The sequence below is a fragment of the Nocardioides flavus (ex Wang et al. 2016) genome, from assembly GCF_014653115.1.
Lineage (GTDB): Bacteria > Actinomycetota > Actinomycetes > Propionibacteriales > Nocardioidaceae > Nocardioides > Nocardioides flavus.
This window is the reverse complement of sequence record NZ_BNAD01000011.1, coordinates 25760-44941: the sequence shown is the minus strand read 5'-3', so window position 1 is coordinate 44941 and position 19182 is coordinate 25760. Positions and strand designations below refer to the sequence as shown.

Annotated in this window: 18 protein-coding genes and 2 tRNA genes; 9 read left to right on the top strand and 11 right to left on the bottom strand. The window is 71.9% G+C overall.

Going from position 1 to position 19182, the window contains the following annotated elements; translation table 11 throughout:
- Positions 1-3: 3 nt before the first annotated feature.
- Both IE200_RS15860 and IE200_RS15855 read left to right on the top strand, forming a co-directional pair.
- Positions 4-1218: an acetyl-CoA C-acetyltransferase gene (locus tag IE200_RS15860; protein ID WP_191280456.1), complete on the top strand. Its 1215-nt coding sequence runs from the start codon at positions 4-6 to the stop codon at positions 1216-1218.
- A gap of 52 nt (positions 1219-1270) precedes the next feature.
- A complete protein-coding gene (locus tag IE200_RS15855) occupies positions 1271-1771 on the top strand; it encodes a MarR family winged helix-turn-helix transcriptional regulator (protein ID WP_191280455.1) in 501 nt (166 codons plus the stop codon).
- Between the two features lie 51 nt (positions 1772-1822).
- Here IE200_RS15855 and ettA read toward each other — a convergent pair whose 3' ends face one another.
- The 5 genes from ettA to IE200_RS15830 form a co-directional block, all read right to left on the bottom strand.
- Positions 1823-3505, bottom strand: coding sequence for an energy-dependent translational throttle protein EttA (gene ettA, locus IE200_RS15850; RefSeq protein ID WP_191280454.1), 1683 nt, complete (start codon positions 3503-3505; stop codon positions 1823-1825).
- 77 nt (positions 3506-3582) lie between these two features.
- Positions 3583-4038: a single-stranded DNA-binding protein gene (locus tag IE200_RS15845; protein ID WP_191280453.1), complete on the bottom strand. Its 456-nt coding sequence runs from the start codon at positions 4036-4038 to the stop codon at positions 3583-3585.
- A 170-nt stretch (positions 4039-4208) separates the two neighbouring features.
- Entirely contained in the window at positions 4209-5864 is a 1656-nt protein-coding gene (locus IE200_RS15840; protein WP_191280452.1) for a YfjP family GTPase, read from the bottom strand.
- A 40-nt stretch (positions 5865-5904) separates the two neighbouring features.
- Entirely contained in the window at positions 5905-7695 is a 1791-nt protein-coding gene (locus tag IE200_RS15835) for a dynamin family protein (protein WP_229856643.1), read from the bottom strand.
- Complete coding sequence (locus IE200_RS15830; protein WP_191280451.1) at positions 7692-8810, bottom strand: PrsW family intramembrane metalloprotease; 1119 nt, start codon at positions 8808-8810, stop codon at positions 7692-7694. Before IE200_RS15830 ends, IE200_RS15835 begins: the two co-directional genes overlap by 4 nt.
- A 60-nt stretch (positions 8811-8870) precedes the next feature.
- Here IE200_RS15830 and IE200_RS15825 point away from each other — a divergent pair, with 60 nt between their 5' ends.
- The 4 genes from IE200_RS15825 to IE200_RS15810 all read left to right on the top strand — a co-directional run bounded on the left by IE200_RS15825 (position 8871) and on the right by IE200_RS15810 (position 13160).
- Positions 8871-10241, top strand: coding sequence for an aminopeptidase P family protein (locus tag IE200_RS15825; RefSeq protein ID WP_229856641.1), 1371 nt, complete (start codon positions 8871-8873; stop codon positions 10239-10241).
- A gap of 1 nt (position 10242) precedes the next feature.
- Positions 10243-11358 carry a 23S rRNA (uracil(747)-C(5))-methyltransferase RlmC gene (gene rlmC, locus IE200_RS15820; RefSeq protein ID WP_191280450.1) on the top strand — a complete coding sequence of 372 codons (1116 nt, stop codon included), beginning with the start codon at positions 10243-10245 and terminating at the stop codon, positions 11356-11358.
- A gap of 250 nt (positions 11359-11608) precedes the next feature.
- Positions 11609-13000 (top strand): dicarboxylate/amino acid:cation symporter, encoded by a 1392-nt coding sequence (locus IE200_RS15815; RefSeq protein WP_191280449.1) that lies wholly within the window; start codon positions 11609-11611, stop codon positions 12998-13000.
- 87 nt (positions 13001-13087) lie between these two features.
- A tRNA-Arg gene (locus IE200_RS15810) sits at positions 13088-13160 on the top strand.
- 276 nt (positions 13161-13436) lie between these two features.
- On the opposite strand, the gene IE200_RS15805 is transcribed toward IE200_RS15810, so the two are convergent.
- Entirely contained in the window at positions 13437-14054 is a 618-nt protein-coding gene (locus tag IE200_RS15805) for an ABC transporter substrate-binding protein (RefSeq protein ID WP_191280448.1), read from the bottom strand.
- Between the two features lie 236 nt (positions 14055-14290).
- Between IE200_RS15805 and IE200_RS20820 the strand changes: the two genes are divergently transcribed.
- Positions 14291-14437: a hypothetical protein gene (locus IE200_RS20820; protein ID WP_229856639.1), complete on the top strand. Its 147-nt coding sequence runs from the start codon at positions 14291-14293 to the stop codon at positions 14435-14437.
- A gap of 16 nt (positions 14438-14453) precedes the next feature.
- On the opposite strand, the gene add is transcribed toward IE200_RS20820, so the two are convergent.
- Together add and IE200_RS15795 are read right to left on the bottom strand one after the other, a co-directional pair.
- Entirely contained in the window at positions 14454-15566 is a 1113-nt protein-coding gene (gene add / locus IE200_RS15800) for an adenosine deaminase (RefSeq protein WP_308433015.1), read from the bottom strand.
- Entirely contained in the window at positions 15508-16290 is a 783-nt protein-coding gene (locus IE200_RS15795; protein ID WP_191280447.1) for a DsbA family protein, read from the bottom strand. The genes add and IE200_RS15795 overlap by 59 nt, the downstream gene beginning before the upstream one ends.
- A 107-nt stretch (positions 16291-16397) precedes the next feature.
- Here IE200_RS15795 and orn point away from each other — a divergent pair, with 107 nt between their 5' ends.
- Both orn and IE200_RS15785 read left to right on the top strand, forming a co-directional pair.
- Positions 16398-17042: an oligoribonuclease gene (gene orn / locus IE200_RS15790; RefSeq protein WP_191280446.1), complete on the top strand. Its 645-nt coding sequence runs from the start codon at positions 16398-16400 to the stop codon at positions 17040-17042.
- A gap of 47 nt (positions 17043-17089) precedes the next feature.
- Positions 17090-17162, top strand: a tRNA-His gene (locus IE200_RS15785).
- A gap of 48 nt (positions 17163-17210) precedes the next feature.
- On the opposite strand, the gene IE200_RS15780 is transcribed toward IE200_RS15785, so the two are convergent.
- From IE200_RS15780 to IE200_RS15770, 3 genes are all read right to left on the bottom strand, one after another.
- Entirely contained in the window at positions 17211-18329 is a 1119-nt protein-coding gene (locus IE200_RS15780; RefSeq protein ID WP_191280445.1) for an FUSC family protein, read from the bottom strand.
- Positions 18330-18407: 78 nt separating this feature from the next.
- On the bottom strand, positions 18408-18674 hold the full coding sequence (locus IE200_RS15775) for a metal-sensitive transcriptional regulator (RefSeq protein ID WP_191280444.1): 267 nt from the start codon (positions 18672-18674) through the stop codon (positions 18408-18410).
- Entirely contained in the window at positions 18674-19093 is a 420-nt protein-coding gene (locus IE200_RS15770) for a DUF302 domain-containing protein (protein WP_191280443.1), read from the bottom strand. Before IE200_RS15770 ends, IE200_RS15775 begins: the two co-directional genes overlap by 1 nt.
- Positions 19094-19182 lie beyond the last annotated feature (89 nt).

The following is a 19182-nucleotide window of genomic DNA, read 5'->3' as shown; positions in this document are numbered from 1 at the left end:
TCCATGCCTGAAGCAGTGATCGTTTCCGCAGCCCGCTCCCCCATCGGACGGGCCAACAAGGGGTCGCTCAAGGACTTCCGGCCCGACGACCTCACGGCGCTCGTCGTCCAGGCCGCGCTCGACAAGATCCCCGACCTCGACCCCACCACCATCGAGGACCTCCTCCTCGGCTGCGGCCTTCCGGGCGGCGAGTCCGGCAACAACATGGCGCGGGTCGTGACCACCCTCCTCGGCCTCGAGGTCCCCGGCGCCACGGTCACCCGCTACTGCTCCTCCTCGGTGCAGACCACGCGCATGGCGTTCCACGCCATCAAGGCCGGCGAGGGCGACATCTTCGTCTCCGCCGGCGTCGAGACCGTCTCCCGCTTCGCGAAGGGCACCTCCGACCACATCCCCGGCACCCGCAACCCGCTCTTCGACGAGGCGGGCGCCCGCACCGACGAGATGGCCAAGGGCGGCCAGGACTGGCATGACCCGCGCGAGGACGGCCTGCTGCCCGACATCTACATCGCGATGGGCCAGACCGCCGAGAACGTCGCCCGGCTGCGCGGGCTCGACCGCAAGGAGCTCGACGAGTTCGCCGTACGCTCGCAGAACCTCGCCGAGAAGGCGATCGCCGACGGCTTCTGGGAGCGCGAGATCACTCCGGTGACGACCCCCGACGGCACCGTGGTGACCAAGGACGACGGGCCGCGCGCCGGAGTGACGTACGACGCGATCGCCGGCCTCGACCCGGTCTTCCGCCCCGACGGCGTGGTCACCGCCGGCAACTGCTGCGCGCTCAACGACGGCGCCGCCGCGGTCGTCATCATGTCCGACACCAAGGCCGCCGAGCTCGGGCTCACCCCGCTCGCGCGCATCGTGTCGACCGGGGTCTCGGGCCTCTCCCCGGAGATCATGGGCCTCGGCCCCGTCGAGGCGACGAAGAACGCGCTCAAGCACGCCGGGATGAGCATCGGCGACATCGACCTCGTCGAGATCAACGAGGCCTTCGCCGCCCAGGTCGTGCCGTCCTACCAGGACCTCGGCATCGACCTCGACCGGCTCAACGTCAACGGCGGCGCCATCGCCGTCGGCCACCCCTTCGGCATGACCGGCGCCCGCCTGCAGAACACCATGCTCAACAGCCTGGACTGGCACGACAAGTCCACCGGCCTCATCACCATGTGCGTCGGCGGCGGCCAGGGCATGGCGATGATCCTCGAGCGGCTCTCCTGAGTCAGGCCCGAACCTGCCCGCGTCACGGTCGTGGCGGCACTAGGCTGCCGTCATGACCGTGACGGGGGAACCGCGCTGGCTCGACGCCGAGCAGCAGCACTCATGGCGTGCCCTGATGATGGGGATCACGCTGCTCGAGGAGCGCCTGGACGACGACCTGCGTCGTGAGTTCGGCATGTCGCTCACGGAGTACGAGGTGCTGGTGCGCCTCTCGGAGCGACCCGGCCGCGCGATGCGGATGGCCCAGCTCGCCGACGCCATGGCGCACTCGCGCAGCCGGGTGACGCACACGGTCGCGCGGATGGAGTCCGCAGGCTACGTCGCCCGCGGGACGACGCCGGAGGACGGCCGGGGGGTGGTGGCGACCATGACCGAGGCCGGCTACGACCTGCTGGTCAAGGCGGCGCCGTGCCACGTCGAGAGCGTGCGGCGCAACATCGTCGACCTCGTCTCCGAGGAGGACTTCGCCGCGGTCGGGCGGGTCTTCGACCGCGTGTCCGACCACCTCGTCACCCGGCACCCGGAGAGCGAGATCCGCGGCACCGCGGGCTGACGTCGGGCCCACGCCGGCCGCTCGTTCCTTCGCGGCCGGCTGCCCGTCTCATCAGTCGCGGGTGAGGCGGCGGTGCGTCACGCGGTGCGGGCGGGCCGCCTCGATGCCGAGGCGCTCGATCTTGTTCTCCTCGTACGACGCGAAGTTGCCCTCGAACCAGAACCACTTGGCCGGGTCCTCGTCGTCGCCCTCCCACGCGAGGATGTGGGTGGCGACGCGGTCGAGGAACCACCGGTCGTGGGAGGTGACCACGGCGCAGCCGGGGAAGTCGAGCAGCGCGTCCTCGAGCGAGGACAGCGTCTCCACGTCGAGGTCGTTGGTGGGCTCGTCGAGGAGCAGCAGGTTGCCGCCCATCTTCAGCGTGAGCGCGAGGTTGAGGCGGTTGCGCTCACCACCGGACAGCACGCCGGCCTTCTTCTGCTGGTCGGGGCCCTTGAAGCCGAACGAGGCGACGTAGGCGCGGCTGTTCATCTCGAAGTTGGCGACCTTGATGAAGTCGAGGCCGTCGGAGACGACCTCCCAGACGTTCTTGTTGGGGTCGATGCCGCCGCGGCTCTGGTCGACGTAGGACAGCTTGACCGTCTGGCCGACCGTGAGCGTGCCCTCGTCGGGCTCCTCCGAACCGGTGATCATCCGGAACAGCGTCGTCTTGCCGACGCCGTTGGGGCCGATGACGCCGACGATGCCGGCGCGGGGCAGCTTGAAGGACAGGTCGTGCATCAGGGTGCGGCCCTCGAAGCCCTTGCCCAGCTTCTCCGCCTCGAGCACGATGTCACCGAGCCGCGGACCGGCCGGGATGTTGATCTCGGAGGTGTCGATCTTGCGCATCCGGTCGGCCTCGGCCGCCATCTCCTCGTAGCGCGCGAGACGCGACTTGCTCTTGGCCTGCCGCGCCTTGGGGTTGGAGCGGACCCACTCGAGCTCCTTCTCCAGCATCTTCGCGCGCTTGGCGTCCTTCTGCCCCTCGACCTTGAGACGGTCCTTCTTGGTCTCCAGGTAGGTCGTGTAGTTGCCCTCGTAGGGGTGGGCCTTGCCACGGTCGAGCTCGAGGATCCACTGCGCGACGTTGTCGAGGAAGTAGCGGTCGTGGGTCACGGCCAGGACGGCGCCGGGGTAGGACGCGAGGTGTCCCTCGAGCCACTGGACGGACTCGGCGTCGAGGTGGTTGGTGGGCTCGTCGAGGAGCAGCAGGTCGGGCTGCTGGAGCAGCAGCTTGCACAGCGCGACGCGACGTCGCTCACCACCGGAGAGGTTGTCGACGAGCACGTCCGGCGGCGGGCAGCGCAGGGCGTCCATCGCCTGGTCCAGGCGGCTGTCGAGGTCCCACGCGTTGGCGTTGTCGAGCTCGGTCTGGAGGTCCCCGGTCTCCTGCATCAGGGCGTCCTGGTCGGCGTCGGGCTCGCCCATCTCCATGTAGGCGTCCTCGAGGCGCTTCATCTTCGCCTTGAGGTCGCCGACGGCCTCCTCGACGTTCTCCAGGACGGTCTTGCCCTCGCTGAGCGGCGGCTCCTGCTGCAGCATGCCGACGGTGGCCTCGGGGTCGAGGATCGCGTCGCCGTTGTTGGCGTGGTCGAGCTGCGCCATGATCTTGAGCAGCGAGGACTTGCCCGTGCCGTTGGGTCCGACGACGCCGATCTTGGCGCCGTGGAGGAACGAGAGGGTGACGTTGTCGAGGACGACCTTGTCACCGTGGGCCTTGCGCACGTTGCGCAGCGTGAAGACGTACTCAGCCATGCGGGCGAGCCTACGGGGAAGTGCGCCCGCGCCGACAATCGCACCGGTGCTCCGCCCGACGCGCGCCCCGGCGCCGTCTATGCCGCTCGGGGGGTAGCCGTCACGTCGGCGCTCCCGGCCGCGTCGACGGCGTGCTCGACGGCCTGCTCCTCGACCCCGCCGACCGACGGCTCGGCGGCGGCCGCTGCCTTGGTGAACGCCGTCGTGCCGTGCGTCAGGTCGTGCCCGACCGACGACGCGACGACCTCGAAGGACGTCTGCTGCTTGCCCTCGCGCTCCCACACGTCGGCCACCAGACGTCCGTGCACCACCACGGGGTCCCCGTTGCGGAGCGAGGCGGCGACGTGGCGTCCGAGCCGGTTCCACGCCTTGACCGTGTGCCAGGACGTGGTGCCCTTGACCCACTCCCCGTCGCGGTAGCGGGTCGGGGTGCAGGCGAGACGGAACGAGGCCACCGCGCGCCCCTCGGCGACCTCGCGGAGGGTGACGTCACCGCCGATCCAGCCGGCGAGGGTGATGTGGGTGTCGTGCATGGGGTGCTCCTGGTGTCGGGCGGCGGTGGTCCGCCGCGGTGACCCAAGGCTCCGCACCCCGACCGACAGCACGCACGCCGACGGCCGCAGCCCTGTGGACGACGGCTCGACCGGTGCGCCTGTGGACGCACGGTGGCCCGCGACCGGCGCGGGGAGGCAGTGCGGCGCGGTCAGCGCAGGGCCGCGGTGAGTCCCTCACGCACCGTGGCGTACGACGCCAGCTCGGCCTCGATGGGGGCCACGACGAGCTCGGCGGACACCTCGGAGATCGCGTCGCGCAGCCGCTTGTCGGCCGTACGGGCGCGCTTGCGGGCGGTGGCCGCGACCAACCACCGGCACACCAGGGCGAGGAGGATGCCGAGCACGAGGCCGCCGAGGAGCAGCAGCGTCGGCAGCGGGAAGGCGCCGATCTCCGGCGTCGGGGGCTCGGGGAGCCGGGCGTAGGAGCCGAGGGCGAGCAGCGCCAGCCAGCCGGCACCCACGATCGCCGAGATGATCAGGACGTACTGGAGGACGCGGACGAGGCCTGCCCAGGCAGGGATCCGCGCAGCACCGAGATCGGTGGTCGCGACGGCCCGGTCGAGCCGGTCGTTGACGTCGGGCAGCCGGGAGACCGAGGCGGCCCGGACGGCTCCCGCCCACGAGGCAGCCATTCCCTCACCGACCTGGTCGGCGAGGGCGCGCACCTCGGTGTCGACGCGGGCGCGCTGCACGCCGGTGGCCTGGGGCACGGAGGTGCGGGCGGCGCTGGTGAGCTCCTTGCCGGCCGCACCGAGGTCGAGGTGCAGTCGCTTGAGCGGGTCGGGCTTGAGCCGGGAGAACCAGGCCGTGACCGGCCAGCCGGTGGCGTGGTTGGCGCGCAGCCGGGTGGAGTCGGCGACGGCCTTGACGACGGTCGGCACCCCGGCGGCGTCGGCGAGCGCGTCATTGAGCGCGGCGACGCGCTCCTTCGACAGCGTCGGCGCCTTGCCGGTGCCGACGGCCTGCTCGAGCCGCTCGGCGGCGGAGCGCACGTCGGCCTCGAGCCTGGAGCGGGTGACCTTCTTCTCCGCCACACGCTTGGCGACCATGCCGCGCAGCTCGTCGATGCCCCAGCCGTGCCGGGCGCTGACCGGCACCACCGGGACGCCGGCCAGGCCGTCGGCCTCGAGGAGGCGGCGTACGTCCTCCACCATGCCGGCGCGACGGCCCTCGGGGACGGTGTCGATGTGGTTGAGCACGACGAGCATCACGTCGCGGTGGCCGGCGAGCGGCTTGAGGAAGCGGTCGTGGATCGCGGCGTCGGCGTACTTCTGCGGGTCGAGGACCCACACCATCATGTCGGCGAGCTGGACGAGCCGCTCGACCTCGAGGTGGTGCGAGACCTCGGTGGAGTCGTGGTCGGGCAGGTCGAGCAGCACCACGCCACGCATCTCGCCGTCCTCGTCGGCCTCCGAGAGCATCGAGTCCCGGGTGACCTGGTGGCGGGCGGGGATGCCGAGCCACTCCAGCAGCTCCTCGGCACCGTGCTTGCCCCACACCACGGCCGTCGCCCACGACGTGGTGGGGCGTCGTACGCCGACCGCGGCGAGCTCGAGCCCGCTGAGCGCGTTGAAGGTGGAGGACTTGCCCGAGCCGGTGGCTCCGGCGAGCGCGACCACCGTGTGGTCGGCCGAGAGCCTGAGGCGACCCGCGGCACGGGCCGCGACGGTCGCCGCCTCGTCGACGACGGCGTCGTCCACACGGCCCCGGGCGGCCTCGGCGGCCCGCTCGAGACCCTCGACGCGAGCGCCGATGTCAGAGCTCCTGGTGACCAGCTTCTTGGCCCCTTCGAGCAACGACGTCATGACTCCCTCACGGCTTGGACGGACTGCTTCTCCCCCAACCCTAGGGCGCGGCCTCGCCGGTGTCCGAAACCACAGGCGTGTGCGTTGCGGCATAGCGCAGGTCGTCGACCTTGCGGGCCGCGGCCCGCATCCGCTCGGGGCTCTCCGGGGAGATCTGGAGGCTGTCGAGCAGGTCGGTGTAGCGGCGGCGCTCGGCGTCGAGCAGCTCGCCCATCGAGACCTCCAGCTGACGCCGCGCGCGCTCGGCGAGCGAGCGGACAGCCTGGTCGCCGAAGACGGCCTCGAGGAGCTTCTGGCCCAGGACCGCGGAGCCGCCGGCGATGCCCGCCTCGGCGCCGGTGACCCCGGCGGTGTGGGCGAAGACGACGACCATCAGCGCGACGGACAGCCCGTTGACGCCGAAGGCCAGGAAGCGAGCGGTCGAGCGCTTGTCGGCACCCTCGCTGCGGACCATCTCGAGCACGTCGCCCTGCCAGTCGCGCACGGCCCGCTCGGCGCGGCGCCGGAAGTCGCGCGAGGCGCGGCCGAGGTCCTCGCCCGCGTCGCGCAGCAGGACCTGCCCGGCCGCGGTGCTGCGCCACGACGCCTCCGCACGCTCGGCGGCGGCCTCCGCGTGCTCGAGGATCAGCGTCTCGAGGCCGGACTCCACCGCCACGCTCACCCGCTCGGCCTGCTGGGGCTTGCCCTTGACGGCGTTGACCACGCGGTCGCGCAGCCAGCCGACGCGGGTCTCCAGGCTGCGGAGCAGCTCGCCGGTGCCGACGAACTCCTGCCACCGGGCGAGCACCTCGCCGCGCAGCAGCGAGCCGTCGGCCGAGGCCTCGCCGACCGCGGTGATCGCGCGGTCGTAGGCCTCGTTGGCGTCCTCGCGGAGCCGGCGCACGGCGTCGACCTGCTCGGTGGCCGCGTCGGCGACGGTGTGCGTACGTCGCCCGAGGGTGCGGATCGCGCCGTCGAGGGTCTGCTGGACGACGGAGCTGCGGGCCTCCTGGTCGTCGGCAAGCGCCCGGAGCCACTGCCGGATCTCGAGGATGGACGACGCGGGCAGGAGGCCCAGCTCGGAGACCTCGCCCTCCTCGACCACGAAGAGCGGCGAGTCCTTCAGCCCCCGGCTCGCGAGCATCCGGGCGAGGTGGGTGGAGATGGTGTCGACCGCGTCGGGCGCGGTGCGGTCGAGGACGATGGCGACGGCGGCCGAGCGCTCCGCGGCCTTGCGGAGGAACTCCCACGGCACCTGGTCGGCGTAGCGGGCGGCCGAGGTGACGAACAGCCACAGGTCGGCCGCGGCGAGGAGCTGGGCGGCGAGGACGCGGTTCTGCTCCTCGACGGAGTCGATGTCGGGGGCGTCGAGGATCGCGAGCCCGGGCGCCATCGCCGGCGACGGCACCAGCTGGAGCGCGCCGGGGTCGTTGGTCTGGCGGTCCACCCGCTCGAGCTCGGGGAGCAGCCGGTCCTGGCCGAACCACTTGGCGTCGTCGGGGTGGTGCACGAGGACCGGCGAGCGGGTGGTCGGGCGCAGCACGCCGGGGGTGGTCACGCGGGTGCCGACGAGCGAGTTGACCAGCGTCGACTTGCCTGCACCGGTGGACCCGCCGACGACGGCGAGCAACGGCGCGTCGAGGGTCATCAGCCGCGGGATGACGTAGTCCTCGAGCTGGTCGACCATCTCCGAGCGCGACGCGCGCTGCTCGGCCGCACCAGGGAGCTCGAGCGGCAGCCGCGCCTCCTGGAGAGCGCCGCGCAGCCGCACCAGCGCGGTCACCATCGCGGTGGTCGTGTCAGCCGTACGCCGCCCCGGGAAGGGGGTCTGGTCGGGGCTCGACTCGGTCATCGGGTGGGTACCACCTGTCCGGGGAAGGAGATGTAGGGGCGGATCCGGCGCAGCTCCTCGACGTGCTCCTGGCCGCGCACGGCGAAGTCGTCGGGCGCGGTGCCGCGCAGGTAGCGGTGGTGCAGGTAACCGAGCTCGATCGCGACGGCCTGGTACTCGCGCATCCCGCGCTCGGCCTGGGGGCCGCCGTGGTGGCGGGCCCAGCGCCGGGCGTGGCGGCGGGCCGGCAGGTCGACTAGCCACGGGATGTCGGTGGCCGGCAGCAGGCCGCGGTCGGCGGCGTCGCGGAGGGCCTCGGTGAGGAGCGGGCGCTCCGAGCGGCGCCGGTAGACCGCGAACGCGACCACGCCGACGAACGCCGGGAACATCAGCGTGCCGTAGACCACGAGGAAGCTGCCGGTCCCCGAGAGCGTCGAGGAGTTCCAGACGCCGTGGAGGAGCGCAGCGAGCGCGAAGCCGACGAGCGGCGCGAGCAGCCGCACGCTCGTCCGGCGCGAGGCGATGGCGAGCCCCACACCGATGCCGATGAACGCGGTGAAGAACGGGTGGGCGAACGGGCTGACCAGGCACCGCAGGACGAAGGTGACGGTCAGCGCCTCGGTGCCACCGGGGCCGAGGCCGTCGGTCCCGTCGTAGGCGGCGGCGAGGTAGAGGATGTTCTCGGTGAAGGCGAACCCGACGCCCACCATGCCGGCGTACACGATGCCGTCGAGCACGCCGTCCAGCTCGTGGCGCCGCCACCACAGCAGGAGCATGAGGAACGCGCCCTTGGTGAGCTCCTCGGTGACCGGGGCGACGACGGCGAGGCTGTCGCGCTCGCTGGCGCCACCGACCAGGCCGAGCCCCTGGAAGACGAGTGCGGCTCCCGTCGCGGCGAACGCGCCCCACAGCAGCCCGGCGACGAGCAGGTTGCGCGGCTCGGGCTCGTAGCGGTCGAGCCACATGAAGCAGCCGACGAGCGGCCCGACGGGGACCGCGGCGACCAGCGCCGCGAGGGCGAGGCTGCCGGGTGCACCAGACAAGGCGACGACGAACGCCATGACCAGGCCGCCGAGGAGCACCAGGGCCGCCACGACCACGGTGAACGCGACACTGTCGCGGCGGCCTCTGTGCATGGGTCCGACCCTAACGGAGCGGGCCCGCTGCCCCCGCGTCGCCGGGCGTACAGTGACCGCGTGAGCGAGCAGACGACCCCCGAGAGCACCGAGCCGAAGACAGAGTCGCACGACCCCGCAGTGCCGGCGGCCTACGCCGCGTTCATGCGCCAGGGCTGGGGCGACCGCGAGCTCGACGTGCCGCGCCACCCGGTCGCCGACCTCGCCGCGACGCGTCGGGCGAGGCTCGCCGAGGCCTTCCCCGAGGACCGGCTGGTGCTGCCCGCCGGCACCTACAAGGTGCGCGCCAACGACACTGACTACCGGTTCCGGCCCGACACCGCCCACACCTACTTCTCGGGCAACCAGACCTCCGACGCGGTCCTGGTCATCGAGGACGGCGAGTCGGTCCTCTACGCGCGCCCACGCTCGGAGCGCGACACCGACGAGTTCTTCCGCGACCGCCAGTACGGCGAGCTGTGGGCCGGGCGGCGCCCGTCGGCGCAGGAGATCTCCGACTCGCTCGGCATCGAGGTGCGCCACGTCAAGGACCTGCCGTCCTTCGACGACGACCGCAAGACCCGCGACCTGACCCGCGACGAGGACCTCGCCCGCGTCGCCGACGAGCTCCGGCTCGTGAAGGACGACTGGGAGGTCGGCGAGCTGCAGCAGGCGTGCGACATCACCGCCCTCGGCTTCGAGGACTCCGTGCGCGAGTGGGACCGCGTCCTCGAGTTCGGCGAGCGCTGGATCGAGGGCACGTTCTTCCGCCGCGCCCGCGCCATGGGCAACGACATCGGCTACGACTCGATCTGCGCCGGAGGCTCGCACGCCACGACGCTGCACTGGATCGACAACACCGGCTCCATCGAGCCCGGCAAGCTGGTGCTGCTCGACATGGGCGTCGAGGGCCACAACCTCTACACCGCCGACGTCACCCGCACCCTGCCCGTCGACGGCACCTTCACCCCGCTCCAGCGCGATCTCTACGACCTGGTCCACCAGGCCCAGCAGGCCGGCATCGACGCCGTACGCCCGGGCGTCCCGTTCCTCGCCGCCCACCACGCGGCGATGGAGGTGCTCGCCCACGGCCTCGCCGACCTGCAGCTGCTGCCGGTCTCTCCGGAGGAGGCGCTCGACCCGGAGTCGAAGGTCTACGCCCGCTGGACCCTCCACGGCACCTCGCACATGCTCGGCATGGACGTCCACGACTGCGGTCGCTCCTCGGCCGACATCTACCCGAAGGGTGACCTCGCCGAGGGCATGGTGCTGACGGTCGAGCCGGGTCTCTACTTCCAGGAGGACGACCTGCTGGTGCCCGAGGAGCTGCGCGGCATCGGCATCCGCATCGAGGACGACATCCTCGTCACGGCCGACGGCCACCGGAACCTCTCGGCGTCGCTCCCCCGCACGTCGGCCGACGTCGAGGAGTGGATGGGCCGGCTCCGCTGAGGTGGACTGCCACCACTACGACGCCTTCCGGTGCCGCTCCTGCACGCTGCTGGAGGTCTCGCGCACCCGGCAGCTGAGCGACAAGGAGCAGCACGCCCGGTCGCTCGTCGACGCGCCCACGTGGCTGCCCACGGTCGCGGGACCCGACGCCGGCTTCCGCAACAAGGCCAAGATGGCGGTCGGCGGCACGGTCGAGGCCCCGACCCTCGGCATCCTCGACCGCGACCTGGCGGGGGTCGACCTGCGCGACTGCGGGCTGCACTCCCCCGCCATGACGATCGCCCTCGACCGGATCGCCGCCTGGGTCAGTGACGCCGGGCTCGTGCCCTACCACGTCGCGACTCGCTCGGGCGAGCTCAAGCACGTCCTGCTCACCGAGTCGCCCGACGGCGAGATGCTGCTGCGGCTGGTGATGCGCTCGACCGCCCTCGAGGCACGCGTACGGTCCCGGCTCCCTGCGCTGCTCGAGGCCGTGCCGGGACTGCGGGTGGTGACGGTCAACGTGCAGCCCGAGCACAAGGCGGTGCTCGAGGGTGAGCGGGAGATCGTGCTCACCGAGCACGCGACACTGCCGATGCGCCTCGCCACCGGGGTGACGCTCCGGCTCGGGCCGCGGTCGTTCTTCCAGACCAACACGCTCGTCGCCGAGGCGTTGTACGACCAGGCGCGGGCGTGGGTGGACGCGCTCCCCGATGTCCGCACCGTGTGGGACCTCTACTGCGGCGTCGGCGGGTTCGCGCTCCACCTCGCGGCACCGGGTCGAGACGTCCTCGGGGTCGAGGTGTCGGCCGACGCGGTCGACGCGGCGACGCGTACGGCGGCCGACCTCGGCGTCGAGGCGCGCTTCGTCGCGGCGGACGCGACCGCGTACGCCCGTGCCTCCAACCAGGTGCCCGACCTGGTGGTGGTGAACCCGCCCCGGCGCGGGATCGGCGCGGACCTCGCCGGGTGGCTGGAGGAGTCCGGCGTGCGGCACGTCGTCTACTCCTCGTGCAACGCCGAGTCGCTGGCGCGCGACCTCGCGGTCATGCCCTCGCTGCGCCCGGTCGAGGCGAGGGTGCTCGACATGTTCCCGCACACGGCCCACTACGAGGTCATGGTGCTGCTGGCGCGGTGAGCCGCGGCGCTGTGACCCGAACCACGGAATGGGTGCCGACCACGTTCGGTTGTGCCGGACGTGCGCGCACCCTGCTCTGCCCCGACGAGCCGGCCCACCACCGTGGGCGAGCTGCTGACGCAGCGCCGCGCCGTCGACCTCGCCCGCACCGAGAGCGCGCTGTGTCGCCTCGGACGCACACTCGACTGACCTCGAACCTCCTGCGTCCCCGCCCGGTCGCGACCGGGCGGTCCCGAAAGGCTGCCATTCCATGAGTACCCCTGTCACCGCGGACGAGAAGCGCACCCGCTTCCGCCTGCCCTCCTTCGGCGTCCAGGTCCTGGCCGGCCTGGTGCTCGGCGTCGCGCTCGGCCTGGTCGCGCGCAGCATGGGCGCCGACGGCGTCGACGCCACGACCGGCGAGATCGACCCCAACTGGCTCACCGAGGCCCTCGCCACCATCGGCAGCACGTTCGTGACGCTGCTGCGCGCCGTGGTCCCGCCGCTCGTCTTCCTCGCGATCGTCGCCTCGATCGCCAACCTGCGTGACGTCACGGGCGCCGCCCGCCTCGCCGGGCGGACGCTCGCCTGGTTCGCGATCACCGCCCTCATCGCCGTCGTCATCGGCATCGTCCTGGGCCTGGTGCTGCAGCCGGGCGACCACACCAGCGTCACCTCCGATGCGGCGTCCGCGCCCTCGACGACCGGGTCGTGGCTCGACTTCCTCACCGGTCTGGTCCCGGCCAACGTGCTCGGCCTCGAGGGCTCCGCGAGCAGCGACGGCTCCGTGGGCCTGTCGTTCAACGTGCTGCAGATCCTCGTCGTGTCCATCGCCGTCGGCATCGCGACGCTCCAGGTCGGCGAGGCGGCCGAGCCGTTCCTGGCCTTCGTGCGCTCTGCGCTCGCGGTCGTGCAGAAGGTGCTGTGGTGGATCATCCTGCTCGCCCCGGTCGCGACCGTCGGCCTGCTCGGCAACGCCGTGGCGAGCTACGGCTGGGACGCCCTCGGCTCCCTGGGCATGTTCACGGTGGCGGTCTACGCCGGGCTGGCCCTCGTGATCGCCGGCGTCTACCCGGCGCTGCTGCGCCTCAACGGCCTGTCCGTGCGGCAGTTCTTCTCCGGAGCGTGGCCCGCCATCTCGCTGGCCTTCGTGTCCCGCTCGTCGGTGGGCACGATGCCGCTGACGGAGTCGGTGACCGAGCGCAACCTCGGTGTCCCGCGCTCGTACGCCTCCTTCGCGGTGCCGCTCGGCGCGACGACCAAGATGGACGGCTGCGCCTCGATCTACCCCGCGATCTCGGCGATCTTCGTCGCGCAGTTCTTCGGCCTCGACCTGTCGGTCACCGACTACGTGCTGATCGCCTTCGTCTCGGTGATCGGCTCGGCGGCCACCGCGGGCGTCACCGGCGCGACGGTCATGCTCACCCTGACGCTGTCCACCCTCGGGCTGCCGCTCGAGGGCGTCGGGCTCCTGCTCGCCATCGACCCGATCCTCGACATGGGTCGCACGGCGGTCAACGTGACCGGCCAGGCGCTGGTGCCGACGATCGTCGCCAAGCGCGAGGGCATCCTCGACCAGGAGGTGTACGACGCCCCGCGCGGGCGCACCGTGTGGCGCGAGGAGTCCGGGTCGTCGACGGACGCCCAGCCGGCCACCGCCTGACGATCTCCGCCCTTGCGACGCCGGGCCCGCGCCTCACGACGACCTCGTGGGCCGTGGGCCCGGCCGGTGCTGGGATACTGGACACCGGCCCCCGTGGCGCAACGGATAGCGCAACGGCCTTCTAATCCGTGGGTTGCAGGTTCGAGTCCTGCCGGGGGCGCTGACGTCGGATCCGCTCACCACCGCATCATGCAGGCAGTTCGCAACCCCGTGCTGCCTGCCGAGCGTGACATCCTCGGTAACCGGCATGAACTGCCTTCATGGTGCGGCTCGACACGCCCGTAGACCTCCGACGAGGCCGAGCCGCGCGCCGTCAGGATGTCGTCAGGCCCCGTCACGTATGAGGTAGCGGGGCCGCACACCGCGTACGGGCGACGGCCCGGGCCGGAGGACTCGTCCCCCGGCCCGGGCCGTCACTGCGTACGGGCGCCGAGTGTCAGACGCCGAGGTTGAGCAGGCCCAGGATCTGGTTGAGCAGGGTCTGCAGCTGGCCGAGGAGCCCGGCCAGCGGTCCGCCGTCCAGGAGACCGGCGACGGCGCAGAGCAGGTTGCCGAGCAGGTTGCCGGCCCCGGGCACCGCGATGATGTCGAGCACGACGCGCTTGAGGTTGATCTCGAGACCGAGCAGGTTGAGGTCGAGGGGGCCCAGCACCAGGTTGAGCACGTCGCAAGCGGCGGCGCCGGCGGCAGCGCGCTCGCTGGTGACCGACTGGCCGTTGATCTTCTTGACCGGGATGAGCTCGACGCCCGAGAACCTGGTGTCGGGCCCGGCGTCCTTGATGCGACCCTCGAGGAAGCCCTTCATGTAGAGCACACCGTCGCGGTTGACGGTCTTGATCGGGGTGAACGTGCCGGTGACCCGGTCGCCCTCCGACGTGCGACCCACGACCTTGCTCGTGATCTTGCCGGCGTCGGACTTCCCGACCACCGAGCGGCTCGTGACCTCGGCCGCGGCCGCGGAACCGGTCGTGAACGAGACGAGCCCGACGGACATCGCGAGCGCGATGACGAATCCTCCGACGAGCCGCTGCGCTGCATGCGTGACGTGTGACATGTTCTGTTTCCCTCCGAGTGGACGCCTCCCGCAGGGCAGCTGGTGCCACCCCCTGCTCCCGACCGTCACACGACGTCGACGCCCTGGTCATACCCCTTCGGGTACGACACGTGTCCGACTCCCGTTTACCCCCGTGAAGCCCAGCCCTGGGGGTGGAGGGCGCTCATGCGCCTCCCCCGTACGGGTACCGACGTGGAGATCCCCCGCCCGATCACCCGAGAACACCGAGGTACTCGATGTCGTACGACATGAGCTCGTCCCTGCTGACCGTGATCGGCGTCCTCGCCGGGATCGGCGCGCTCCTGTACGTCATGGCCGCGCTCGACCCCACCAGCACGCCGAAGCCGACCCACCGCGCCGAGCGGCGCAACGCGGAGTCCTGACCAGGGAGATTCCGCGTCAGCGGCCCTCCTGCCACGTCACGACGTGGGCGTCGATCTCGGCGGCGACCCGCGCCTTGACGTCGTCGGGGGCGAACGACGCGTCGACGGCCGCGCGGGCCAGGTGGGCCACTCCCTGCTCGTCGAGGTCGAGCAGCCCGGCGGCCACCTCGTAGTCCTGGTTGAGCGACGTCGCGAACATCGGCGGGTCGTCGGAGTTGATCGTGACGCGCACGCCCGCCTCGACGAACGTGCGGAGCGGGTGCTCCTCGATCCGGTCGACGGCCCGGGTCGCGATGTTGGACGTCGGGCACACCTCGAGCACCACTCCGCTGTCGGCGAGGTGGGCGAGCAGCTCCGGGTCCTGGGCGGCCGACACGCCGTGGCCGATGCGCTCCGCGCCGAGCAGGCGCAAGGAGTCCCAGACCGTCTCCGGACCGGTGGTCTCTCCCGCGTGCGGCACCGACCGCAGTCCGGCGGCGCGCGCTCGGGTGAAGTGCTCCTCGAACTGGGCGCGCGGCACCCCGACCTCGGGGCCCCCGAGCCCGAAGCCCACCAGCGCGTCGGTGCGGTGCTCCAGCGCGTACGAGAGGGTCGCGTCGGCGGCCGGGACGCCCGACTCGCCGGGGATGTCGTAGATCCACCGCAGCACGAGCCCGAAGTCACGCTCGGCGGCCACGCGGGCGTCCTCGATCGCCTCCGTGTAGGCCTCGATCGCGATGCCGCGCACCACCGAGGTGTAGGGGGTGCAGGTGAGCTCGGCGTAGCGGAGTCGTTGCCCCTCGGCCATCTCGCGGGCCACCTCGTAGGTCAGCAGCCGGACGTCCTCGGGCGTGCGGACGAGGTCGACCACGGCGAGGTAGACGTCGATGAAGTGCGCGAAGTCGCGGAAGGTGAAGAAGCGCCGCAGCTCGTCGAGGTCCGACGGGACACCGCGTCGGGGTGGCGCGCCGCGAGCTCGGAGACGATCCGCGGCGACGCCGACCCGACGTGGTGCACGTGCAGCTCGGCCTTGGGCAGGCCGGCGATGAAGGACTGGAGGCTCACGCCCCGCAGTGTCCCAGAGCAGGGCGTCAGCCCGTCGGCCCGACCATCGCCTCGGCGATCTCGGCGAGGGTCTCGCCCTCGACACGCTCGCCGTCGATGAGCACGGTCGGGGTCGAGTCGATGCCCGCGTCCGACGCTGCGTCGCCCGCCGCGTCGACCCAGCCCTCGAACGTCATGTCCTCGATGCCGGGGCGTACGGCGTCCTCCTCGGCGCCTGCCTCGACAGCCCACTCGACGAGCTGGTCCTCGTCGGGGAACGGGCCGGACTCGGACGGCTGGTTGTCGAAGAGCAGGTCGTGGAACGCCTTGGCGACCTCCGGTCCGGACTCGTCGAGCACCACCGCGAAGGCGTTGGCGGCCTCGGGCGAGTAGTCGCTGATACGCGACAGGAACGGCAGCGGCCGGTACTCGACGTTCACCTCGCCGGCCTCGACCTGCTCGTCGAGCTGGTCGCCGACGGTCTGCTCGAGCTGCCCGCAGAAGGGGCAGAGGAAGTCCTCGTAGATGACGATCGACTTCGGGGCGTCGGCCTCACCCACGACCAGGCCGTAGTCGTCGCTCGCGCCCGCCGGCGGGGTGTCCGGCTTGTCGGAGCCGAGGTTGGTGAAGAGGAAGTAGCCGCCCACGACGAGCACGAGCACCCCGACGATGAGGCCGTAGCGGGTGAGCTGCTCCTTGCGCTTGGCCTTCTTGCGCCGTTCCTCGGCCTGCGCGCGGGCGCGCTCCGTGCGCGCGCGCCGAGCCTCCCGCTTGGCGGCGGTCGCCGCCTTCTCCTCGGCGGTCCGGTGCGAGCTCTTCTTCTGCGCCATCGAGGCTTCCTTCGTCGATCGGTGTGCTGACCTGCAAGTGCTGCACCCCTGACCCTAGGAGGTCAGGCTGAGCCGAGGCTGAGAGCACCCCAGTAGGGTGGCCCGTCGTGAACGACAGACTGGTGTGGATCGACTGCGAGATGACCGGCCTCGACCTGGGCGCGGACGCGCTCATCGAGGTGGCGGCCCTCGTGACGGACTTCGAGCTCAACGTGCTGGGTGAGGGCATCGACGTCATCGTCAAGCCGCCGCAGGAGTCGCTGGACCAGATGGTCGAGTTCGTCCGGTCGATGCACGAGAAGTCCGGCCTCCTCGACGAGCTGGCCACCGGTACGACGCTTGCCGAGGCCGAGGAGCAGGTGCTCGCCTACGTCAAGGAGCATTGCCCCGACGGCAGCCGGCCCCCGCTGGCCGGCAACACCGTCGCCACCGACCGCGCCTTCCTCGCCCGGGACATGCCCGGCCTGGAGTCGTTCCTGCACTACCGCATCGTCGACGTCTCCTCGATCAAGGAGCTCTCGCGGCGGTGGTATCCCCGCGCCTACTTCGCGGCTCCGACCAAGCGCGGCAACCACCGGGCGCTCGCCGACATCCAGGAGAGCATCGAGGAGCTGCGCTACTACCGCGAGGCCGTCTTCGTGCCGCAGCCCGGCCCGGACAGCGCCCGGGCCAAGGACATCGCGGCCCGCCACGGCGGCCAGCTCACCGGTCTCGGCGAGGACGCGGCTCCCGATTCCGGGTCCGCGGACTGAGTGCCCTACACTTCTCGTCGTCCACGGCGCGAGCGCCGCGGGACATGGTGGGTATAGCTCAGCTGGTAGAGCGCCGCCTTGTGGTGGCGGATGTCGCGGGTTCGAGTCCCGTTACTCACCCTGGAGAGATCGAGCCCCCGACCGCACCGGTCGGGGGCTCGATCCGTCTCAGGATGTTCCGCGCCGGCGTACGGGCACGCGCAGCGGCAGACCCGGACCGCCAATCGGCTGCGCCTCCGCGACCCGGTCCATCGAGTCGATGATGTTGCGCAGGTTGATGATCAGCGCGCCGTAGACCGGCCACTCGGCCGAGCGCTCGGTGGAGCGCAGCGCGTCGGTGAGCCCCTCGAGCCGGGCCCGTACGTCGAGCAGGGCGTCGGGGTCGGCGTCCCCGGTCGCGCGACCGGCGTCGTGGAGCATCGAGATCCACGGATCGGCGAAGCCCTCGCCCCACGTCTCCCGGTGCGAGCGCTGGCCACCGAGCGTGCGGGCGAGGCTGCGGGTCTCGGCGACCGCCTGCTCCAGGCGGCGCAGCAGGCCGTGCCACTGCTCCGGGTTGCGCATCGCCCGCGCCTGCCGCCTCGGGTTGAGCCGGGCGCTCTCCTGCGCCTGGCGCACCAGCGCCCAGGCCTGGTCGAGGTCGGCGTCGATGTCGCGGGTGCGCTCGATCCAGCCGGCCACGTCCTCGTCCTGGCACCCGTCGCCCAGGCCGCCGGCCATGTCAACGAGCAGCTCGCCGATCTGGTCGTCGATCCGGTCCAGTGCCTTGGCGGCCGTGTGCCGGCGCAGCGGAGGCCACACGATCACGTTGACCAGCAGGCCCACGCCGACGCCGATCGCGGTGTCCAGGAGGCGCGAGATGATCAGGACGTCACTCTCGAACCCCGTGGTGAGGACCACCAACGCCGTCGTGGCGATGGTGGTGGCCTCCGCACCCAGCCACGGGACGGCCCCCAGCACCAGCGCGATCGCGAGCAGCACCGTCAGCGCCCAGGCGTCCAGCCCGAGCGCCCGCCCCACGACGCTCGCCAGCACCACCGCGACCACCGTCGCGGCGACCTGCTGCATGCCCTTGGAGAACGTGCGGTAGACCGTGGCGTGCACCACCAGCAGCGCCGCCCAGGGCGCTAGGAACGGCTGCGGCAGCTCCAGCAGGCTCGCCGCGATGACCCATGCGGCCACAGCGGCGAGCACCGTCTTGACCAGCTGCAGGACGTCGTTCCACCAGATCGGGTCACCGAGCCGTTCGTCGACGCGCTGGCGCCACCTCTGCATCCACTCCCTCATGCGTGCTCCTCTCCCTCAGCGACCGACACTACGGTCGCGCCCGGGCGACGGCACCAGCGCCGGGGACCCGGCAGCCGTTCAGGCCAGGGAGAGGAAGAGCTTCTCCATCTTCTTCACGTCGAGGCTGTCCATCTCACCGTCGCCGGCGACCAGGCACTGCTGCAGGCCGGAGGCGACGATCGCGAAGCCGGCGCGGTCGAGCGCCTTGGAGACGGCCGCCAGCTGCATGACGACGTCCTCGCACTCGCGCCCCTCCTCCAGCAGGCGCAGCACGCCCGCGAGCTGGCCCTGGGCGCGCTTGATGCGGTTGATGACCGGCGTCATCTCGTCGGGGTCGAGCTGCATCAGTCCTCCTGGACGGGGTCGGTGGGTGCGTCCAGCGCGGCGAGTGCCGCACGGAGCCGCTGCTTGGCGTCAGCGGCGACGGAGTCGAGCGCGCCCGAGTCGGCCAGGCCCATCATCGCGTCGGGGTCGAAGGCCTCCACCAGCGTGGTGGCCTCGTCGAGGGAGCGTACGACGACGTTGCACGGCAGCACGGCCGCGATCGACGGGTCGACCTGGATCGCCTCGTAGGCCAGCGGCGGCCGGCAGGCGCCGAGGATGACCTGCGGGGGCAGGTCGACGCCGAGCTTGGCCTTCATCGTGGCGGCGAGGTCGATCTCGGTGAGGATCCCGAACCCTTGGTCGGCGAGGGCGGCGCGGGCGGCGTCCAGCGCCTCCGCGTAGGGGCGGTCGACCTCGACGGACAGCGTGTAGGTGGCCATGGGAACAAGCATACCCCCCGGGGTGTTTTTGCATTGTCCCGATATACCCCCTAGGGTATCCAGCGACAGGATCGACGTCCCCACCCGGA